21 protein-coding genes and 1 tRNA gene are annotated in these 18,489 nt (G+C 37.2%); 9 read left to right on the top strand and 13 right to left on the bottom strand.

All coding sequences use genetic code 11. From position 1 onward, the window contains the following. Positions 1–97: 97 nt before the first annotated feature. The 5 genes from THC_RS02465 to THC_RS02445 are packed head-to-tail and all read left to right on the top strand — an operon-like array spanning position 98 to position 4,181. Positions 98–562 carry a hypothetical protein gene (locus THC_RS02465; protein WP_068512858.1) on the top strand — a complete coding sequence of 155 codons (465 nt, stop codon included), beginning with the start codon at positions 98–100 and terminating at the stop codon, positions 560–562. Positions 563–573: 11 nt separating this feature from the next. Further along, complete coding sequence (fabG, locus tag THC_RS02460; protein WP_068512855.1) at positions 574–1,317, top strand: 3-oxoacyl-[acyl-carrier-protein] reductase; 744 nt, start codon at positions 574–576, stop codon at positions 1,315–1,317. A 3-nt stretch (positions 1,318–1,320) separates the two neighbouring features. Next, positions 1,321–2,370 carry an RNA 3'-terminal phosphate cyclase gene (gene rtcA, locus THC_RS02455; RefSeq protein WP_068512852.1) on the top strand — a complete coding sequence of 350 codons (1,050 nt, stop codon included), beginning with the start codon at positions 1,321–1,323 and terminating at the stop codon, positions 2,368–2,370. Beyond that, positions 2,357–3,508 carry an RNA ligase gene (locus THC_RS02450; RefSeq protein ID WP_068512849.1) on the top strand — a complete coding sequence of 384 codons (1,152 nt, stop codon included), beginning with the start codon at positions 2,357–2,359 and terminating at the stop codon, positions 3,506–3,508. The genes rtcA and THC_RS02450 overlap by 14 nt, the downstream gene beginning before the upstream one ends. Continuing rightward, a complete protein-coding gene (locus THC_RS02445; RefSeq protein ID WP_082706243.1) occupies positions 3,501–4,181 on the top strand; it encodes a precorrin-2 dehydrogenase/sirohydrochlorin ferrochelatase family protein in 681 nt (226 codons plus the stop codon). The genes THC_RS02450 and THC_RS02445 overlap by 8 nt, the downstream gene beginning before the upstream one ends. On the opposite strand, the gene THC_RS02440 is transcribed toward THC_RS02445, so the two are convergent. The 6 genes from THC_RS02440 to THC_RS02415 are packed head-to-tail and all read right to left on the bottom strand — an operon-like array spanning position 4,135 to position 10,343. After that, positions 4,135–4,692 (bottom strand): NUDIX hydrolase, encoded by a 558-nt coding sequence (locus THC_RS02440; protein ID WP_068512846.1) that lies wholly within the window; start codon positions 4,690–4,692, stop codon positions 4,135–4,137. The two genes, THC_RS02445 and THC_RS02440, sit on opposite strands and share 47 nt — an antisense overlap. Before the next feature lie 5 nt (positions 4,693–4,697). Then, positions 4,698–7,064 carry an endopeptidase La gene (gene lon / locus THC_RS02435; RefSeq protein ID WP_231938369.1) on the bottom strand — a complete coding sequence of 789 codons (2,367 nt, stop codon included), beginning with the start codon at positions 7,062–7,064 and terminating at the stop codon, positions 4,698–4,700. Beyond that, entirely contained in the window at positions 7,045–7,326 is a 282-nt protein-coding gene (locus tag THC_RS02430) for a hypothetical protein (RefSeq protein WP_068512839.1), read from the bottom strand. Before THC_RS02430 ends, lon begins: the two co-directional genes overlap by 20 nt. Next, positions 7,313–7,993 (bottom strand): ABC transporter ATP-binding protein, encoded by a 681-nt coding sequence (locus THC_RS02425; RefSeq protein ID WP_068512835.1) that lies wholly within the window; start codon positions 7,991–7,993, stop codon positions 7,313–7,315. The genes THC_RS02430 and THC_RS02425 overlap by 14 nt, the downstream gene beginning before the upstream one ends. Before the next feature lie 2 nt (positions 7,994–7,995). Next, entirely contained in the window at positions 7,996–9,240 is a 1,245-nt protein-coding gene (locus THC_RS02420; protein ID WP_068512832.1) for an ABC transporter permease, read from the bottom strand. Next, positions 9,237–10,343, bottom strand: coding sequence for an efflux RND transporter periplasmic adaptor subunit (locus THC_RS02415; RefSeq protein WP_068512829.1), 1,107 nt, complete (start codon positions 10,341–10,343; stop codon positions 9,237–9,239). Before THC_RS02415 ends, THC_RS02420 begins: the two co-directional genes overlap by 4 nt. Before the next feature lie 347 nt (positions 10,344–10,690). Between THC_RS02415 and THC_RS02410 the strand changes: the two genes are divergently transcribed. Continuing rightward, positions 10,691–11,122 carry a hypothetical protein gene (locus tag THC_RS02410; RefSeq protein ID WP_068512826.1) on the top strand — a complete coding sequence of 144 codons (432 nt, stop codon included), beginning with the start codon at positions 10,691–10,693 and terminating at the stop codon, positions 11,120–11,122. Between the two features lie 12 nt (positions 11,123–11,134). Here THC_RS02410 and mtgA read toward each other — a convergent pair whose 3' ends face one another. Further along, positions 11,135–11,953, bottom strand: coding sequence for a monofunctional biosynthetic peptidoglycan transglycosylase (gene mtgA / locus THC_RS02405; RefSeq protein ID WP_068512823.1), 819 nt, complete (start codon positions 11,951–11,953; stop codon positions 11,135–11,137). 124 nt (positions 11,954–12,077) lie between these two features. Between mtgA and THC_RS02400 the strand changes: the two genes are divergently transcribed. Both THC_RS02400 and THC_RS02395 read left to right on the top strand, forming a co-directional pair. Then, positions 12,078–13,271 carry a radical SAM/SPASM domain-containing protein gene (locus THC_RS02400; RefSeq protein ID WP_068512820.1) on the top strand — a complete coding sequence of 398 codons (1,194 nt, stop codon included), beginning with the start codon at positions 12,078–12,080 and terminating at the stop codon, positions 13,269–13,271. 71 nt (positions 13,272–13,342) lie between these two features. Further along, positions 13,343–13,855 (top strand): ferritin family protein, encoded by a 513-nt coding sequence (locus THC_RS02395; protein ID WP_068512818.1) that lies wholly within the window; start codon positions 13,343–13,345, stop codon positions 13,853–13,855. A gap of 14 nt (positions 13,856–13,869) precedes the next feature. On the opposite strand, the gene THC_RS02390 is transcribed toward THC_RS02395, so the two are convergent. From THC_RS02390 to THC_RS02375, 6 genes are all read right to left on the bottom strand, one after another. Continuing rightward, the gene (locus THC_RS02390) at positions 13,870–14,082 is read right to left on the bottom strand and encodes a tetratricopeptide repeat protein (protein ID WP_167344313.1); all 213 of its coding nucleotides are present in this window, start codon (positions 14,080–14,082) and stop codon (positions 13,870–13,872) included. A gap of 20 nt (positions 14,083–14,102) precedes the next feature. Further along, positions 14,103–14,312, bottom strand: a complete 210-nt coding sequence (locus THC_RS02385) for a PLDc N-terminal domain-containing protein (RefSeq protein ID WP_068512813.1) — start codon at positions 14,310–14,312, stop codon at positions 14,103–14,105. Positions 14,313–14,414: 102 nt separating this feature from the next. Next, the gene (locus tag THC_RS09665) at positions 14,415–14,549 is read right to left on the bottom strand and encodes a hypothetical protein (protein ID WP_269447036.1); all 135 of its coding nucleotides are present in this window, start codon (positions 14,547–14,549) and stop codon (positions 14,415–14,417) included. A gap of 353 nt (positions 14,550–14,902) precedes the next feature. Beyond that, entirely contained in the window at positions 14,903–16,456 is a 1,554-nt protein-coding gene (locus THC_RS02380) for an alkaline phosphatase (protein ID WP_068512809.1), read from the bottom strand. Between the two features lie 264 nt (positions 16,457–16,720). Continuing rightward, the gene (locus THC_RS09740) at positions 16,721–16,897 is read right to left on the bottom strand and encodes a tyrosine-type recombinase/integrase (RefSeq protein ID WP_407922079.1); all 177 of its coding nucleotides are present in this window, start codon (positions 16,895–16,897) and stop codon (positions 16,721–16,723) included. Positions 16,898–17,320: 423 nt separating this feature from the next. Beyond that, positions 17,321–17,394: transfer RNA gene (locus THC_RS02375), tRNA-Arg, on the bottom strand. A gap of 187 nt (positions 17,395–17,581) precedes the next feature. Here THC_RS02375 and THC_RS02370 point away from each other — a divergent pair. Beyond that, a complete protein-coding gene (locus THC_RS02370) occupies positions 17,582–18,358 on the top strand; it encodes a C-GCAxxG-C-C family protein (RefSeq protein ID WP_068512806.1) in 777 nt (258 codons plus the stop codon). The last annotated feature ends 131 nt before the right edge of the window (positions 18,359–18,489 follow it).

Genomic DNA, 18,489 nt, shown 5'->3' with positions numbered 1-18,489 from the left:
TGCTTAGGTAGTAAAGACCTGGCCTCATACTTTTACTTGATATTCCAGAGGAATTCAGTAAAATATTTGATTAAATAGATAAACAGGAGGATGGAAAATGCAGAGCAAATTTAAAGAAGTTTTCTTTGGATTTCTTTTTTTAATATTTTTTGAGATGACTTTATATGGGGTATCCTATTCTGCAAAGGAGGTGCCCTTTACCCTTGAGGATAGGGATAGACTTATCAGGGTAGAGGCAAAACTTACGGAATTTGACAAAAGGTTTGAACAGATTGACAAAAGGTTTGAACAGATTGACAAAAGGTTTGAGCAAATTGACAAAAGGTTTGAAGAGCTTAGAAATTTTCTATGGATTCTTTCTGGGATATTTACAGCCTTAGTTGTAGCAGTTATTGGTCTTGCCTTATGGGATAGGAGGACAATGTTGAGAGAGGCAAGAAGGGAGGCTCTTGAAGCCCTTGAGAAAGATGGGACCTTGAAGAGGGTTCTTGAGGCCTTAAGAGAGTTTGCTAAAGAGGATCAAAGGTTTGCGGAAATTTTAAGAAAGTTCAACCTTCTGTAGGAGGAGGGAAAATGCTTCAAGGAAAGATTGCACTTGTTACAGGTGCTTCAAGGGGAATCGGAAGGGCAATAGCCAAAGAGCTTGCTCGGGCTGGTGCTGAGGTAGTAATAAACTATCTTGGTTCAGAAGATAAGGCCAAAGAGGTAAAAGACTCTATTGAGGCCATAGGAGGAAAAGCCCATCTATCTCGCTTTGATGTATCCAAGCCAGAGGAAGTAAAAAAGGCCCTTAAAGAAATTGAGGAAACCCTCGGTAACATTCATATTTTGGTTAACAACGCTGGTATTACAAGGGATACCCTTTTTATTCGAATGAAAGAAGAAGACTGGGACGCTGTGCTTAAGACCAATCTTTTTTCTGCCTTTTATGTTACTCAGGCGGTCTTACCTATGATGCTTAAAACCAGATGGGGAAGAATAATTAACATCTCTTCAGTAGTTGCCTTTACTGGAAATCCCGGACAGGTCAATTATGCAACTGCTAAAGCAGGGCTAATTGGCTTTACCAAGGCTCTATCCTTAGAAGTTGCTGGAAGAAATATCACAGTTAATGCTATTGCTCCGGGATATATAGAGACAGATATGACAGAAAAATTGCCAGAAAAGGTAAAAGAGGCCTTTTTACAGGAGATTCCCCTTAAAAGAGCTGGGCTTCCTGAGGAGGTTGCTTATTTAACTGTTTTTTTAGCAAGTGACCAGGCAAGTTATATAACTGGCACAGTTTTTCACATAAATGGAGGCCTTTTCCGGGGCTAATCCTTGCTCATCATTGATGGATCTTATGGAGAAGGTGGAGGCCAGATTCTTCGCACAGCCCTTTCCCTCTCCCTAATTCTTCAGAAACCCTTTAAAATAATTAAAATCCGAGCTGGAAGACAAAAACCAGGCCTTCAACCTCAGCATCTGGCCTGTGTAAAGGCCTCTAAAATTATATCCTCTGCTATAACAGAGGGAGATACTTTGCATTCCCAGGAACTTATCTTTATCCCACAAAAAAAACCTCAAAAGGAGACCTATACCTTTGACATTGGGACTGCTGGCTCAACCTCCCTCCTTCTTCAAACTCTCTTTTATCCCCTTTCCTTTTCCGAGGGTGCTACCCTTTACCTTAAAGGTGGAACCCATGTGCCCCACTCCCCTACCTATCATTATCTTGAAAAGGTCTGGCTTCCAGTGATAAAAAATTTTGGATTCAGAGGGAATCTTAAGCTTGAAAGACCAGGTTTTTACCCACAAGGTGAGGGAATTGTCTTTTCACAAATAGAAAAAAAAGAAAAACTCAAGCTTCCCTTTCTAACTTATGGCTTTACCCCAGATGAAATAGAAATCCTAAGTTTTATTACTGATAATCTTCCTTCTCATATTCTTGAAAGACAGGCAAAATCTGCTCTAACTATTCTTTCAAAGGAAAATTTAGAGTCAAAGGTCAAATATGAGACATTAAAAAGCCTCTCTCCAGGCACTATGCTTTTCATAACAGCAACGGACGGGGAGAAAAGAGCAGGCTTTTCCACCCTTGGTAAAAAGGGATTTCCTGCTGAAGAAGTGGGCAAGACCTCTGCCCTTGCCTTTTTAAAGTTTCTGGAAACTAAAACCCAGTTCGAAGAACATTTAGGAGACCAGCTTCTTTTACCAGCAAGCCTGGCCCTTCTTGAAAGCCCCTCCAGTAAATTTTCTTACACTGTTTCTTGTATAACCATGCATCTTTTAACTCAAGGCTGGTTAATTCCACAATTTCTGGATAAAATAAAGATTAGAATTGAAGGAAAGTTGAAAGAGAAAGGAGAGGTATTTCTTGAGAGAACATGAAGAAATTAAAATCTATCTCAAGGCCTGCTGGGAAAAAAATCCCTATTTGAAAAAGTATAACTGGGAAGACTGGGAAAAGGCTTATGATGCTGGCAAAGTAATCTTTTCCACCTGGAAAGATCTTTCCTTTTTCAGAATAAATAAAGATTTTAAAGCTTATCCAGTAGGCACCTTTTTCAATGAGTCTCTTTTTGTTAGGGGTTATCCTTCCATCCCGAGAATTTATGTTCTCAAAACTGGTCTCATAAGATACTTAAGCTATCCCTTTTATGCAGAAGAAAAGATTGAAGGCTATAATGTTAGGCTGGTTAAGATAGGAAAGGACATCTTAGCCTTTACACGCAGGGGATATGTCTGCCCCTTTGCTACAGATCGCTGGGAAGACTTTTTACCAACTATTCCAAATTTCCTGAACAAATATCCTGATTTTGTAATATGTTGTGAGGTAGCTGGTCCAGAAAATCCCTTTGTAAGTGAATGGCCCCCTTATCTTAAAAGGGACATCCATTTCTTTGTCTTTGACTTTGCCCAAAAGGGGACAGGAGAGTTTTTACCAGGCTCAAGAAAAATAAACCTTTTGCAGAAATTCAAGCTGAATCATCCTGAGATCTCAGGCCCCTTTCATCCAGAAAAAGATTATGAAAAAATCAAAGACCTTATTCGGAGATATCACAGAGAAGGTAGAGAAGGTCTTGTTTTTAAACCTGAGGAAAAGGGCACAAGGGTAAAATATGTAACACCCTATTCAAATCTGACTGATCTAAAGGTAGTTTTTCCTTATCTTGGAGAGGTAGATCCTCACTTCATTAGTTTGAGATTGATAAGGCTCCTGCTAAATCTTTATGAATTTGAAGAATTCAAGGATGAAGTCTATAAAACTCTGGGAACTAACCTCTTTGAGGAGGCTCTTAAATCAATAAAAGAAAAAAAGGTCTTTGACGAAGTTTTCAGGGTAAGGTTTAAAAACTTAGAAAACTATCATGCTCTTCTTGCTCATTTTAAACAGGCCAGAGTAAATATTGAGATAATAAAACAGAGCTGGGAAAATGGCTATTTCCTTGTAGAATTTAAAAAAATCTATCCAAGGGCAACCCAGTTCTGGGGACAAAAATTAGAGGGGTGGGGAGAAGTTGACTGAGTATTATCCTATCTTTTTAAACCTTAAAAACAGGTTATGTGTAGTTATAGGGGGGGGGAAGGTTGCAGAAAGAAAGGTCCTTTCCTTAGTTAAAGCCGGTGCAAAGGTTAAGATTATTTCGCCTGAGGTCACTGAAGCACTTAAGAAAATCATTAGGGATTATAATCTTCAATGGGAAGGAAGACCCTATCAAGAGGGAGACCTTAAAGAGGCCTTTCTTGTTATCTCTGCAACCAATTCACCAGAGGTGCAAAAAAAGGTTTTCCAAGAAGCTGAAGCAAGAAAAATCCCCTGCAATGTGGTGGATAAACCTGAGCTTTGTTCCTTCATTGTGCCCTCAAAAGTTCAAAGAGGTGATCTTCTAATTGCCATTTCTACAGGTGGAGCAAGCCCGGCTGTGGCAAGAAGAATTCGGGAAAAACTGGAATCCTTTTTTGGAGAAGAATATACAATTTATCTTATACTTATGCGTAAAATTAGAGAAAAAATCCTGGAAAGTCGCTTATCCCCTGAGGAAAAAGAAAGAAAACTTCAGACCTTTGCCTTAGCCCCGATTCCCGAATATATAAAAAATGGCGATTTTACATTTTTAATTACTCTTCTTGAAAAGGAAGGGCTTTCTGAACTTATTCCTGAGCTAAATATTCTTTATAAATCCTCCAGAGATAAATAAAAGTAGGGCTAAATATCTCAGGGCTTTCTGCAATAAGTCGTTCAAGTTCGGAGATTGAGAAAAATTTTCCCTCTGAAATCTCAGAGGGATTAGGTTTAGGAAGTTTATCGGTATTTCCTACAAAAAGGGTTGTACACTCCCAGTTGGTTTCAGCACAAGGTTTAACCTTAAAGGCCTCATCAAGCTTAACTTTAAGTTTGAGCTCTTCTTTTAGTTCTCTCTGAGCAGCAAGGAGTAAAGGCTCCCCAGGGCTTAAATGTCCTGAGGCTGAAGAGCTCCAGAGACCTGGATGCTCCTCTCTATCTAAGTTCCTTTTCTGAAGATATATCTCTCCCTTTGAATTAAATATAAAGATATGCACAGCTTTATGAGAAAGTCCCCGAGCATGAACCTCACCTCTTGAGAGCACTCCAAGGGGCTCACAATTTTCATCTACAATCTCAAGAGGTTCTCTCTTAATTCTATCGAGGCTCTCCTTAGGTTTTCGCCCTCTCTTTTTTCCTTCTACCATATTTTTTATTTTATCACCAATTTTCTGATTTCATCTAAATGTGAAACTTTTATAAATGTAATCTGATCTCTTAAGTCCTCTGGTATCTCTTGAAGATCTTTTTCATTTTGAGCAGGAATTATTACACGGGTTATGCCCTTTCTTAAAGCAGCCAGAGCCTTTTCCTTGATCCCTCCTACTGGAAGAATTCTTCCCCTCAAGGTTATCTCTCCAGTCATAGCATAGTCCTTAGAAAGGGGCTTTTTTATAAGAGAAGAGATTAAAGCCATAGCTATGGTAACCCCTGCACTTGGTCCATCCTTAGGGATGGCCCCCGCAGGAACATGGACATGAAAATCGTATTTTGTATAAAACTTTGGATCAATTCCAAGCTCATCACAGCGCGAGCGAATATAAGAAAGGGCTGCCTGAGCACTCTCTTTCATTACATCTCCTAAGGAACCCGTTAAAATCAGATTACCCTTTCCAGGCATGATCACTGCCTCTACATAGAGAACTTCTCCTCCATAAGGAGTCCAGGCAAGTCCTGTTGCAACACCTATCTCATCCTGAGTAAGTCTCAGATCCTCAATAAACTCTGGAGGACCTAAAAATTCAGGTAAATTTTCTTCTTTTATCTCAAAAGGCCCTGTTTCACCTTCCGCCATCTTACGAACTATCTTTCTACAAAGGGCAGCAAGTTTTCTTTCAAGTTCTCTAACACCTGATTCAGAAGTGTATTCTTCTATTATCCGTAAAATAACCTCATCCTTCAATTGAAAATTCTTCTTTTTAAGCCCGTGCTCCTTTAACAATTTGGGAAGAAGGTGCCTTTTGGCAATTTCAAGTTTTTCTTTGTAAGTATAGCCAGAGAGATAAATAGTCTCCATCCTGTCAAGGAGAACCCGCGGAATGGGCTCAACCATATTTGCAGTGGCAATAAAAAGCACCTTGGATAAATCAAAGGGCACATCCAGATAGTGATCAATAAATTCTTTATTCTGCTCAGGATCAAGCACCTCAAGAAGTGCAGCGGAAGGGTCTCCCTGAAAGGAGATGCAGAGCTTGTCAATCTCATCCAGGAGAAAAACAGGATTGTTTACCCCAGCCTGCTTAATACCCTGGATAATTCTTCCAGGCAAAGCCCCCACATAGGTTCTCCTGTGACCTCTAATTTCTGCCTCATCCCTAACTCCACCCAGGGCAACTCTCACAAACTTTCTACCTAAGGCCTTAGCAATCGACCTTCCAAGACTTGTTTTTCCAACCCCTGGTGGACCAACAAAACAAATAATAGCTCCTTTAGCCTTGGGATTAATCTTCTTAACTGCTAAAAACTCAAGGAGCCTCTCTTTAATTTTTTCAAGATCATAGTGATCCTCATCCAGCACCTCTTTCACATGTTTTAGATCTAAATTATCGGTGGTAGAGATACTCCAGGGAAGCTCAATCAACCATTCAAGATAATTTCTCAAAACTGCAGCTTCAGCTGATTCAGGGTGCATCATCTCTAAGCGTTTAAGCTGTCTGAAGGCCTCCTCTTCAACCTTCTTGGGCATTTTGGCCTTTTTAATCTTTTTACGAATTTCAATAATCTCAGATTCAATGTCCTCTTCCTCACCAAGTTCCCGTTTTATGGCTCGCAACTGCTGACGCAAGAAATATTCCCTCTGAGTTCTTCCCATCTCTTCCTGCGCTTCGCTCTGAATCTTATTTTGAAGAGTGGTTATCTCAATCTCCTCAAGAAGTATCTTAGATATCTTTTTCAGTCTCTCAAAGCCATCCAAGGTCTCAAGAAGATCCTGAGCTGTAGAGACTTTAAGTTTCAGGTATGCACTGACAAGGTCTGAGAGTCTGCCTGGTTCTTCTATAGATTGAATTACATGAGATATTTCAGGGTTAAGGAGCCCTTTAAGATTGAGCAGTTTCTCAGTATTTTCTTTAATGGAGCGCATGAGGGCTTCAATATCAGGGGTTATAGCCTCAGGTTCCCTTTCTTTACAGGGCTCAATTCTTACCTCAAAAAAGGGCTCACTTTTTAAAAACTCCTTTATCTCAACCCTTGAAATAACCTGGACAATTACTTTTTTACGAATTTCAGAAAGAGTAATCGTTTTGAGAATTAAGGCAAGGGTTCCAATGCGGTAAAGATCCTTTTCCTTGGGATTTTCAAGCCGCGAATTCTTCTGAGTAACAAGGACAATAAGTTTTTCTCTCTCATAGGCTTCCGCAATAGCCTTCAAAGATTTGGTTCGCCCTACAAAAAGGGGGACGACCATAGAGGGGAATAAAACCATGTCCCTTATTGCCATAAGGGGTAAAACCTCAGGGACATCTATGATTTCTCCTTCCTGAACTTCTGTTAAAGTCTCTTCAACCTCTTGATTCATCATCTCTCCCTTCCATATAATATTTTCGTAAAAATGCCCTCCACTCAGGCCTTATTTCAAAATAAATATAGTTTTCTTTAATAAAAACCCTTTTAATGATACCTAAATTTTCTAAAAATTTAAGACGCCCTTTGATTTCTTTCAAGTCAATATTGAGCCTACGAGAAATAAATTCCGCACAATCAGGCTCAAAATAAAAAAGTTCTTTTAGATAGATCCTATCTTTTTCGTCAAGGAATTTTAAAAAAAATTCATAGCGCTCCATTGAGAGGAGTTGTCTTGAGGATTTCACCATCTCTCATCTCTATAATTCTCTTTGCTCTTCTGGCTAAACTAAGATCATGGGTAACAAGCACAATTGTTGTGCCTTCCTGATTGATTTCTTCAAAAATCTCCATAACCTTTTCGGTATTTTTGGAATCAAGATTTCCCGTAGGTTCGTCGCATAGTAAAATCTCCGGAGAATTGGCCAGAGCTCTTGCAATGGCAACCCTCTGCATCTCTCCACCAGAAATCTCAAAGACCTGTCTTTTTTCTTTTCCCTTAAGGCCCAATCTAACCAAAAGGGTTTCTGCCCTTTCCTTAGCCTCCTTTGGAGATATCCCCTTTCTAATTTGAGGAGCCATAACATTTTCAATAAGATTTAACTCTGGAATAAGATAATGAAACTGGAAAACAAATCCCATCTTTTCGTTTCTGAGCCTTGAAATTGTATTCGCTTCGGCAAAATTTATGGGCTTACCTCTGTAAAGTATATCACCAGAACTTGGACAATCTAAAAAACCCATAATATACAAAAGAGAACTTTTGCCTGAACCAGATGGCCCAATTATCGCTATGAATTCACCTTCTACTATCTCAAGAGAGATATCTTTAAGAATCCTCTCTCCTCCTACCCACTTATTAATCTTTAAAAGTTTTAAGAGAGTCACCCTTAGAGACTCCGAAATATCTCCACAGGATTTAACCTACTTGCCCGATAGGCAGGGTAAAAACTTGCTAATAATGAAAAAATAAAAGAAAGAAAAAACCCTGTGAAATAATACTTCCAGGACCTATCAAGGATAAATCCTTTGCTCCTCAAAAGTCCCTCAATATTTAGCTCAAGGTTAGCCAAAAATTCAAGAATCCCATAGGCCATAATAAAACCAAGGATTCCACCAATTATATTAATAATCAAGCCAGAAGAGAGAAAAATACTGATTATATCACGGGGATTGTAACCCATAGCCATAAGTATGGCAATCTCTTTTCTTTTTTCCATTACCGTCATCATAATAATGTTAAAGATTCCAAAGGCAGAGACCGTGATAATAGCAAAAACAATCATATAGGTAATCATGCTTTGGATTTTAAAGATTTTCAGGAAATTTAAATAGGCCTTTTGCCAGGACTCAACCTCGTATTTGATTTCTCTTTGAAGTTTTCTTGCTAAGGCTTCGGCTTTATTAACATCTTTAATCTTGATCAGGATTGCATTCACCTCATCTGTTCTATCAAGTAAGGCCTGAAGGGTCTGAAGGGGGATATACACTCTTGTGGAATCTATGTTTGTAATACCTGAATTTAAAAAATCAACAACCTTGAAGATCTTGGTCTCACCATTGGGTAGGGTGAGAACCACTTTTTTATTGAGTTCATTAATGCCAAGGTCCCTTGCAATAACCCTTCCAATAATTAATGTATTTTTGTCCACCTCAAAGGCCTTAAGCCTTTTGAATTCGGTAAAACGCTCAATAACGGTGGTTTTGCTCTCAAGTTGAGGAAGAATTCCAATGAGACTTACGGGTTTTTCCTTGGCTCCATATTTTAAAATTCCTTTACTTTCAAGGTGTGGGGCTGTTCCAAGAACCTCAGGATACTTTTCAACCATCTTCATAATCTCGCGCCAGCCAAGGATTCTATCCTTTTCTTTAGGCTTATTGCCATAGACCTTTACTAAACTTTTTTCATCCACCCTGCGGATTAGTCTCTCTTCAGAAGTCTCTTCCTTGGGCTTGATGGTTAAATGAGCTTCAATATCTATAACCTGTTGAACAAAATACTTTTGGAAACCAAACATAATAGAACTCATTACAATAAAGGCGGTAACACTTATAGCTACACCGAGGATTGAGACCAAGGTCTGTTTCCGGCGTTTTTTGATAAAAGCAAGGACTATAAAAAGGACATATCTCATTCAAAAATCCTAACCTCCTCACCAGCCTTAAGTCCTGAAATCACCTCCACATAATCCCCAAACTTTTCTCCTACTTGGATACGAACTTTACCCCTGCCCTTTACCTCAACAGTATTGTCTTTCTGAAGGGCCTTTAAAGGAATAACCAGGGCCTCTCGCTCCTCAAGAACTATATTTGCCTCAGCAGTTGCTTGAGCTGGAAGCTCAAGGGGCCTTAAAAGTTTTGCCTTGGCAAAAAAACTTCTCTTGTTCCTTTCAACCTCCCTTATCACAAGGATAATTTCCCCTTCAAAAAGTTCATTTGGGTAAGCATCAAAGGCCAAAAAAACCTTTTGTCCCTCCTTTACCAGCCCAGCATATTCTTCGTCTACTTCAAGGACTACCTCAAAATCAGAACTGCCAAGGCTAAATAGCCGGTTTTCTCCGGAGAGGGCATTTACATAATCTCCGAGCTCTACATATTTTTTAAGTATAAAACCTGCTACTGGAGCTTGCACATAATACTTGGAGACCTCTTCTTGAAGAGCCCTCTTTTGCTGTAAAAGAGCATGTTTTTCCGCCTTAAGACCTTTAAGGGTGTCTTCAAAGGAATTTTTAAGCCTTTCAAAATAATCTTTGGCATTATAAAAGCTTCTCTCTGCCTCATCCAAGGACTCCTTAGGTAAAAGACCCTCTTTGAAAAGCTCTCTTCTCCGCAAAAGTTTCTTTTCTTCATTAATTAGATTTGTTTTAGCTATCTCTATTTCCCGCTTTAGACCTCTTTGAAAATCAGAATCTGATCTTAACCGCTCCTCTATTAAAGCAAGTTTAGCCTCTATTTCTGCAATCCTTGAAGGTAGCCCCTTAACTTCAAGTTCAGCAAGGATCTCTCCCTTTCTAACATAATCTCCTTCCTTTACATAAAGTCTTTTTACATACCCTGATACCTCCGCCTTAATTAAAACATAATTTAAAGGTTTAACATAACCAGAAGCATAAATTAATTTTTTAACTGGTCTTATCTCAACTTTTTGATATGACTTATTAAAGAGCTTCTGAGAGAAAATTATAAGAAGGATTAAAGCAAGAATTGTAATTCCAAAGAAAATATAAATTTTTCGCACAAACCAAATATACCTTTTCCTCTTAATCTTTCAAGTATATGTATAAGTCCATATCTTTTGAGACTTAAGAAGATTTTTCTCCTACTTCGGTTGCAGGAAAATGAACCTGTATTTTTTTGTAGGGGCAAGCCTATGTGTTTGCCCCTTTGTGGCGAAGTATTTGCCCGTTGTGTTTTCCTTTGCACCATTAGGGCAGGCACTTTAGAGTTGTCCCCTATATTGATGGTGAATATACTTAAAGGATAAGGCGACTTGAAAATCTGGAGCAGAGTAGTATTTTTAAATAAATTATGGGTTACAATTGGCTGCCTCCTTGCGCTGGTTCTGACCCTAAATGGGAGGGAAAAATGTTAGAAAAAATTCAGCTTGAAAATGGCCTTACCCTTGAAATCTGGGATTATTCAAGAAAAATTGCTGGAGATCGCTGGTTGGTTGGCTTCCTTGCTCAAATCCGGGTTACTCCTGAGAGAGAAGACTTTTCAGATGAGCTTTATTACCGGTATTTTTTAGAAAATACGGATGGGAACCTCTATTACAGATATCGCAAGGAAAGAACCTTCATTCCCGAAGAAGAGGTCTGGGAGGTCTATAAAAGTATAAAGCAAAACTTTTTAAAAGCAGTTCTTCCTTATCTTTCACGCCCGCATTTTCGCCAGAATCTAATCCGCACCGAGGTCTCCCTTTTTGAAAAAAGAACAGATTGGGAATTAATGGTTAAGGAAAAGGAAAAAGCTGCAGAGGAACTCGAAAAAGAGTGGGAAGGAAAAACCATATTTTAATTCATGGAAAGCTCAAGGAGTTTTACCCTCTTCTGTTGAATTAGAGGGCGGAATAGCTGGCTGGAGGACCCCAGAACCTTGTTCAACTTTATCGCTTTCTGCCTCCTTTTCAGCCTCTTTCTCAATCTCCTGATACTCCTCTTTAATTATACCCCGTTTTTTCATGATATAATAAATGAGTCGGGAGCGCTTTTCCACATAAGGAGAATTCCCAAGGGGATTATACTTCAAGGGATTAGGTAAAACAGAGGCTAATCTTGCTGATTCCCAGGGAGTTAGCCCTGATGCTGATTTACGATAATAGAACTTCGAGGCCTCTTCAATCCCAAAGATTCCTTGCCCCCACTCTGCAATATTTAAATAAATCTCAAGGATACGCTTCTTGCTTAAGGTCCTCTCAAGACGAAAAGTCAAAATAGCCTCTTGAATCTTTCTTATGGGATTTTTAGAGGGGCTCAAAAAAAGATTTTTAGCTGTCTGCTGAGAAATAGTGCTTCCGCCATATTTAATTTTACCTGCCTGCAAGTTTTTTTCCAGGGCCTTTTCAAGGGCATCAAGATCAAAACCAGCATGCCTGTAAAATTTATCATCCTCAGCTATAAGAACTGCTTTAATCAAATAGGGAGAAATCTTTTTAAGAGGCACCCAGCTCTGTCTAAGCTTTATATTCTTTCCCTCCCTTTCCCATTGCTTTTGACGATATTTCATCATAGCAGTGAGCCCTGGATTTTCTCTTTTCAGATATTCAAGAGGAATAAACCAGGGATATACAAAGACATAACCCAGAAATAGTATCAAAAGTAAAATCAAAAAAATTTTAAACTTTTTCATTTTTGGTAACCCCCCTAAAAACATAAATATTATCACATTTTTCAGGGATTTACATTCATCTGGCCCTAAGTTTTTGTGAAAAATATATTGTTAAAATCAAATTTGATGTTATAATTAAAACCATATGGTGTTACTGGAAGACTTTCTCGGAACTACTTATCCAAGAATTTTCCACCTTACTGTTACCGGAAGGTGCAATGCCTCCTGTGATGGTTGTATAAATAGCCTTATTTATGGTGATAGAAAGGGCTTTTTTAAAGATTGGGAAACAGATCCTGAAAGGGATCTCAAATTATTAACCTATCTTATTACTTACGAAAACACAAATCCCCTTTATATAGCCTTTTATGGAGGGGAACCCCTCTTATCCTTTGAAAAATTAAAGACCATTATGTATACCCTGAAGGAAAAATTTGCTCATAAATCCCTCAACTTTATCCTTTACACGAATGGTCTACTTATAGACAAATATCTACCCCATGAAAAAGATTTTTTTGCTGGTCTTAATCTTTTAATTGTCTCCATAGACGGACGGGAAAAACAGCATAATACCTTTAGAAAGGGGACAAATTTAAAGAAAATTGAGGAAAACTTAGGCCTTTTGAAAAAAGAAGTCCCTTTACCAGTTCTTATGTGGTCAACTATTAGAGAAAATATGAGTCTCTTAGATTGTTTAGAGGAATTTTTGAGTCTTTACAGGGAAGATAAGACTTCCTATTTTTTCTGGCATCTTTTAGAGGGCAATGAGCCTGTCAAAGACTTTGAGAGATTTAAAATTAGTTATAGCAAGGACTTGCAAATCCTCATAGAAGTATTTTTACAGCATCTTTCTGATGGAAAAGTTCTCCCCCTCTTACCCCTCTGCGAACTTATCTTTTTCTTGATGCAGGGAATCCGCAGAGGACATACTGCCTGCGGAGTTGAAAAATTAAGAAATTTTGATATTCAAGGAGGCAAAATATTACCCTGTGCTGACTACGGAGAAGAAATTATCTTGGGTGGAGTTTCTAAGGATAATGGGGTCTATATGGATAAAGAATCTTCCATGGAAAAACTTAAAAACTTAGTTCTTTATAAGGATTATTTTGGATGCAAAGAGTGCCAGGCAGAATTTTATTGTGGAGGAAGATGCCCGGTTTTAATCAAAGTCTCTCCTGTAAGGGCCAAACAATATTGCATACTTACCAGAGAATTTGTAAGGATAGTGAAGGAGAGTTTTCCTGAAATTTTAAAAATATTTAAAGCCTTGAACTTAGACCCTAAAAATCTTTATTTTCCATATGGCTATACTACCTTATTAACAGATGTAATCCCTTAAAAAAAGCATTGCCATTATAAGGTTAATGATTAAAATAATAATTATAAAAAAATTTTTGAGGGGGGTAATTTATGGCTGAAAAAAATTTATTAGAGGCCTTTCTAAAAGCAGAAGAACTGGAAATACAGGGTAAAGAATTTTATCTTGATGCATCGGAAAAAGCCCATATTCCATCTGTTAAAGATTTATTTAAACAGTTAGCGGAGGCTGAAGAGTTTCATCGTATAAAAATAAGAGAAATTTATCAAACCTTTCAAGCAAAAAAGAACATTCCTGCCTATGTTACCAAAATTTCCCAAAAACAGATTAGCCCTGTTTTTGATCCTAAGGAAATAGAAAAAGTAGCTTCTGTAGTTACAGATCTTGCTGCTTTAGAAGAAGCTTTAAGACTTGAAGAAAAATCTATCCAATATTATCAGTCTCTTTCCGATAAAAGTAAAGACCTCAAGGTTAAACGTTTCCTTTTAGCCTTAATTCAAGAAGAATGGGGGCACTATCTTTCTATTTTTGATACTATGGAATTTTTGAGGGATCCAAGCTCCTGGTATACTTTTAAAGAGCACTGGGGCCTTGAAGGAGTTTGATCAAGAATTATAAACTACTTTATAAAATAAGTATCACTCAAAAGTGTTAGACAATAATAGGAATCTGAATCATTAGGATTTAATTTTACAGCCTGTTTTCCTGCTTCAATGGCCCTCTGATAATCCCCTGCGTTTAAATAGGTATAACATAAATCAATATAAAACTGGGCATAAGAAGAAGCTATAAAAACCAGGACAAAAACAAGGCTTAAAAGAACCTTCCTCATTTTCCCTCCCCCTGAAATTTTCATTTTATCTTTTGTTTTCTACCAATAAAATAATATAAAATTAAGCCAAGAAGGGGAAGGAAGATTACAAGCAATAACCAAATTATTTTGTTATATCCTGTAAATTCACTTTTAAGGATATCAACAAGTGCCCAAATCCATAGCACAAAAGGAACAATAAAAAGTATAAAAAATAAAATTCCAAACAAACCTGAAAAAAATTCAAACATTCTTCACCTCCTTCTGTAAAATTCTTTAACTTATAATCTCACTATGTAAATTTTACAAATTTTTTAAAAAAGTAAAGACCCGCATATCCTTATTAGTCCTTATTAAAATCCCTTATTAAAAAGCTTAAGCCTGCTTAAACCTAAAACTTCTCTAAAACCAATAATCCAAAGAATTGCTCCTATCCCAATCTCAGTATCAACCTTTATCTCCCCAAAAGTCCTTCCTTTCCCCTCCATTGCCCTCCCCTTCATATCCTCTTTATTCTTCAACTATTTAAAAGCACTCCCGACTTCCTCCCAGGATTTAGAAAATCTCTCCACAAAACTCAAAACTTTTTTCATAAAGCCATTACCTTTTCTGCAAAAAAATTTTTATATAACCTTTGGAATATTCTTATATACAAAAAAAAACACAAATACTGTCAAAATCACCAAAAGAAAAGGAAGTTGAGATAATAAGATAATTCTGAAAGTTAGTTTATATTTTAATTAAAATTCAAATAAACTTTAAGCCCCCCTGGTTTCTTTTTAAATAACCAAGAAGGCTTTTATAATAGTTTTTTTATATTAAATCAGAGAACCTATAAATATTAGGCAATATGTAACTCTAAATGTTTTTTCCATTCTTCTTTTGTAATAGATTTTATGAAAGCTATAGCTTCTTCCTTTTTCATCTTTGGATTTATATGATAAATTCTTAAATAATTACATATAATTTGGAAAAGTTCTGTATTATCAATATGACTTTTTACTCTCATTTGAGGAATTTGTTCTCCATAAATTATTACAATCTGATCCTCAGCGGTATGATTTGTAGATGTAAAACCAACATTTCCTCTCCTTTCTATAGCTGGTTTAAAGAGATTCTCATTTTCATATTTATAAACACTTTTTGCTAATATTCTTCCCATTGTATAATCTGGTTCATACCAAATATCATTAATCACTACTGTTTTCTTTTCATTTAATTTTCTATAGATTTCCTCTGCCTCTTCTAATGAAATTTTCTGTCCAGTATAATTTTCAAAAATATCTCTTATGTTTTTTGCATCCTGACCTCTCATTAATCTTTTCATATATTCAAAAGAGGCTTTATTGTTATAACTCAACAAAGCCTCGGTTGAATCATTATATTCAGGCCCTGTTCCATTAATTCCATAACCTGAATTTCCATGATCTGATGTTACAATTAAAAGCACATTGGGATTTTTTTCCATAAACTCCAAAATAACAGCTAAAGTTTTATCTAATTCATAACAATCCATCATTGCTCCATACATATCATTGCTATGACAGGCATGATCAATTCTTCCAGCCTCAATCTGTAAAATAAAACCCTTCTTATTTTTAGATAATTTTTGAAGTGCAACTGCAGTCATCTCTGGAAGAGATGGTTCGCTTTCCCTTAATCTTTTATCATTTACTCTATCTACAAAGTAACTCATATGTGAGGAAGCAAAAATACCAAGAATTGGGTTTTCATCATTAAGACTGGCTACAAGCTCTTCTCTGGTTCTAACAACTCTAAATCCTTTTTCTCTGAACATCCCATATAGATCTCTTCTATCTTTTCTAATTGTTCCATTAAAATGTCTATCTCCTCCACCCATAGCTACCATTACATTTGAATTTAAAAGATCAAGGGCAATATTGTCCTCATCATCCCTGTTTGGATTGTGACTATACCATGCTGCAGGGGTTGCATGTGTTACCCTCGTTGTTGTTACAAAGCCATATGCAATTCCCTTTTGCCTTGCAAGTTCAAAAATTGTGGTTAGCTTTCTTCCATCAGGTAAACTTGAAAGTGATCTATTGACTGTCTTTGAACCAGTAGCCCAAGCAACTGAAGCAGGAGCAGAATCTGTTACAACAGAAGATAATGAAGAGGTATTCTGAAGTAAAACTCTGGTATTTAAGTTTCTAAGTAAGATAGAAAGATTGCTTTCTTCTTTAAACTTCATAGTCATAAATTCTGTCATTACTTTCATTACTCCAAGAGGCCATCCATCACCAACTAAAAAAATAATCCCTTTCGTAGCTGAACCTTCTGAAAAATTAACCCTTGCAAAAATTTCCCTTGAAGGAGCAACTAAGGTTATAAAACTTGCTAAGGAAAGTTTTAAAAAATCTCTTCTCCCTAACATATTGCGCCTCTTCTCATTTTTTTATGATTTGATTATAAATCCTGTATATTAAATAAAAGTTAAAAATTTGTTAAGCTTTTATTAATTCAGTTAGACATCTTACCCAAAACTTCTCCGCCAATATAGAGGCTTTATTTATTATTGTAAGAATAAGAATCTTCATAGTTCTTTTTAAGATACCCAGGCTTTGGAGAAGGACAACTGAAAATAGGAACTATAAAAAATTCTGATTGAGCTCACTCTCAAAAGCTAATTCACTCTTTGTTAGAAGAAATTTAATCCCAAGAATTGAAATTTTTCCACATCAGAAGGAGTTATCTCACTGAGAAATCTTTCTCCAAAATATGGCTTTATCACCGTTTTCCATCGTGAAAGTCTTTCTCGCAATGTAGATTGCTTTTTATGAAGAACAAGCCATTGATAATACTTAGCCCAGAAGATTTTTACTTTTACCCATTTCCCTTTTTCCTCTTCCTCAACTCCAAGAACTCTTGCTAAACCATCATCTACACCTTTCAGTTTCCTGGCAAGCTTTGAAAGCTCTTTCCTTCTCTCAAGCTCTACATCTACTGCCTTTGCGACTTCAAAATCTTTAAAAAATTTTCTAATTACTACATTCTCAAATTTAACCCTTACCAGATATCCATTTGCTTTTCCCTCACTTCTACCACATCCACAAACAGACCCAAATTTGACATGTTTTTTGCACTCCCCACAATGTCAGAAAAGCCCCATACCATATTTATAATTAAACAACCCCCAGAAATCAAAGTCAAAAAAAGACAATTACACCCGATTTTTAAGTGGCACAAAAAGGGCTCACTGACACTTTTTACTGAACCAGGCCTTGAAAACCAAAAAACACGCGCCCGGCAGGACTCGAACCTGCAACCTTTGGATTCGTAGTCCAATGCTCTATCCAGTTGAGCTACGGGCGCATGTATTTTATAAATATAGCCCTTAATTAAAAAAAAACAAGAGAAATCTTATTGCATAATTCTCTTATTGAGAATCTTAAAAATTCATTTAATCATTAATTTAAAAATTTAAATACTTTTTCTCTTGACAATTTTATTTTTATATTTTTACTTTTAATAACCTTAAAAATTAAAAGGAGGTGTTAGTATGGGAGATGTGAGCAGAAGGGATTTTTTAATTGGGTCTGGACTTTTTAGTGCCGGGCTTTTGCTTTCTAAAGCCTTTCAAATTGATCTGGTTACTTCTGCAGAAGCTAAGATGAAAACTCAAAAATGGCCCTGGCCTTATGAAAAACTGGATCCTGAGAAAACAGCTGAAATTGCTTACAATGAATGGTATAGGGTCTTTTGTGGAGCTGCAGTAATTAGTTCTATTTTTTCTCAATTAGCTGAAAAAATAGGCGAGCCTTATGCTTCCTTTCCAGTAGACGCCTTTATTATTCAGGAAGGAGGGCTTGCTGGCTGGGGAACTCTTTGTGGCTCAATTAACGGCGCAGCCGTTGTTGCCAACTGTATCTGCGGTCCAAGAATCAGTGGTTCCGAGGTAGGACACATTATCTCTACTAATCTTTTAGACTGGTATAGTAATACCGATTTACCCACATACAAACCTAAAAATCCTAAAGCAAACAAAGAACGCATTGTGCAAACGATGAGTGGTTCCCCTCTTTGTCATATCTCAGTTGGTAAGTGGATGAAGGCCTCGGGGTTTGCACTGGCAAGTCCTGAAAGAAAGGATAGATGTGCAAGAGTTGCAGCAAGCGTTGCCTATCAATTGACTATGATGCTTAATGCCTGGAAGGATGGAAAATTTCATGAAGGGGTAAAATGGTCCCCAGCTGGAACCTTTGGTATTACAGCTCAGCAAAATTGTGGAGAATGTCACGGATCAAACATTCCTGAAGCACCCAAAATGAAAAAATAAGGAATTTGACCGGGCCTCTGGCCCGGATCTATTTAGTTTATTTGCAAGACTGCATAAGTTCAGATCTGCATAAGTTCAGCACCTTATCCTTACAAGAAAAAGGAAGGGTGGTAAGATGTGAGAGGTTAAAG

Source organism: Caldimicrobium thiodismutans (assembly GCF_001548275.1).
GTDB classification, from domain to species: Bacteria; Desulfobacterota; Thermodesulfobacteria; order Thermodesulfobacteriales; family Thermodesulfobacteriaceae; genus Caldimicrobium; species Caldimicrobium thiodismutans.
Note: the sequence above shows the minus strand (reverse complement) of the source record. Positions and strands in the feature narration are given on the sequence as shown.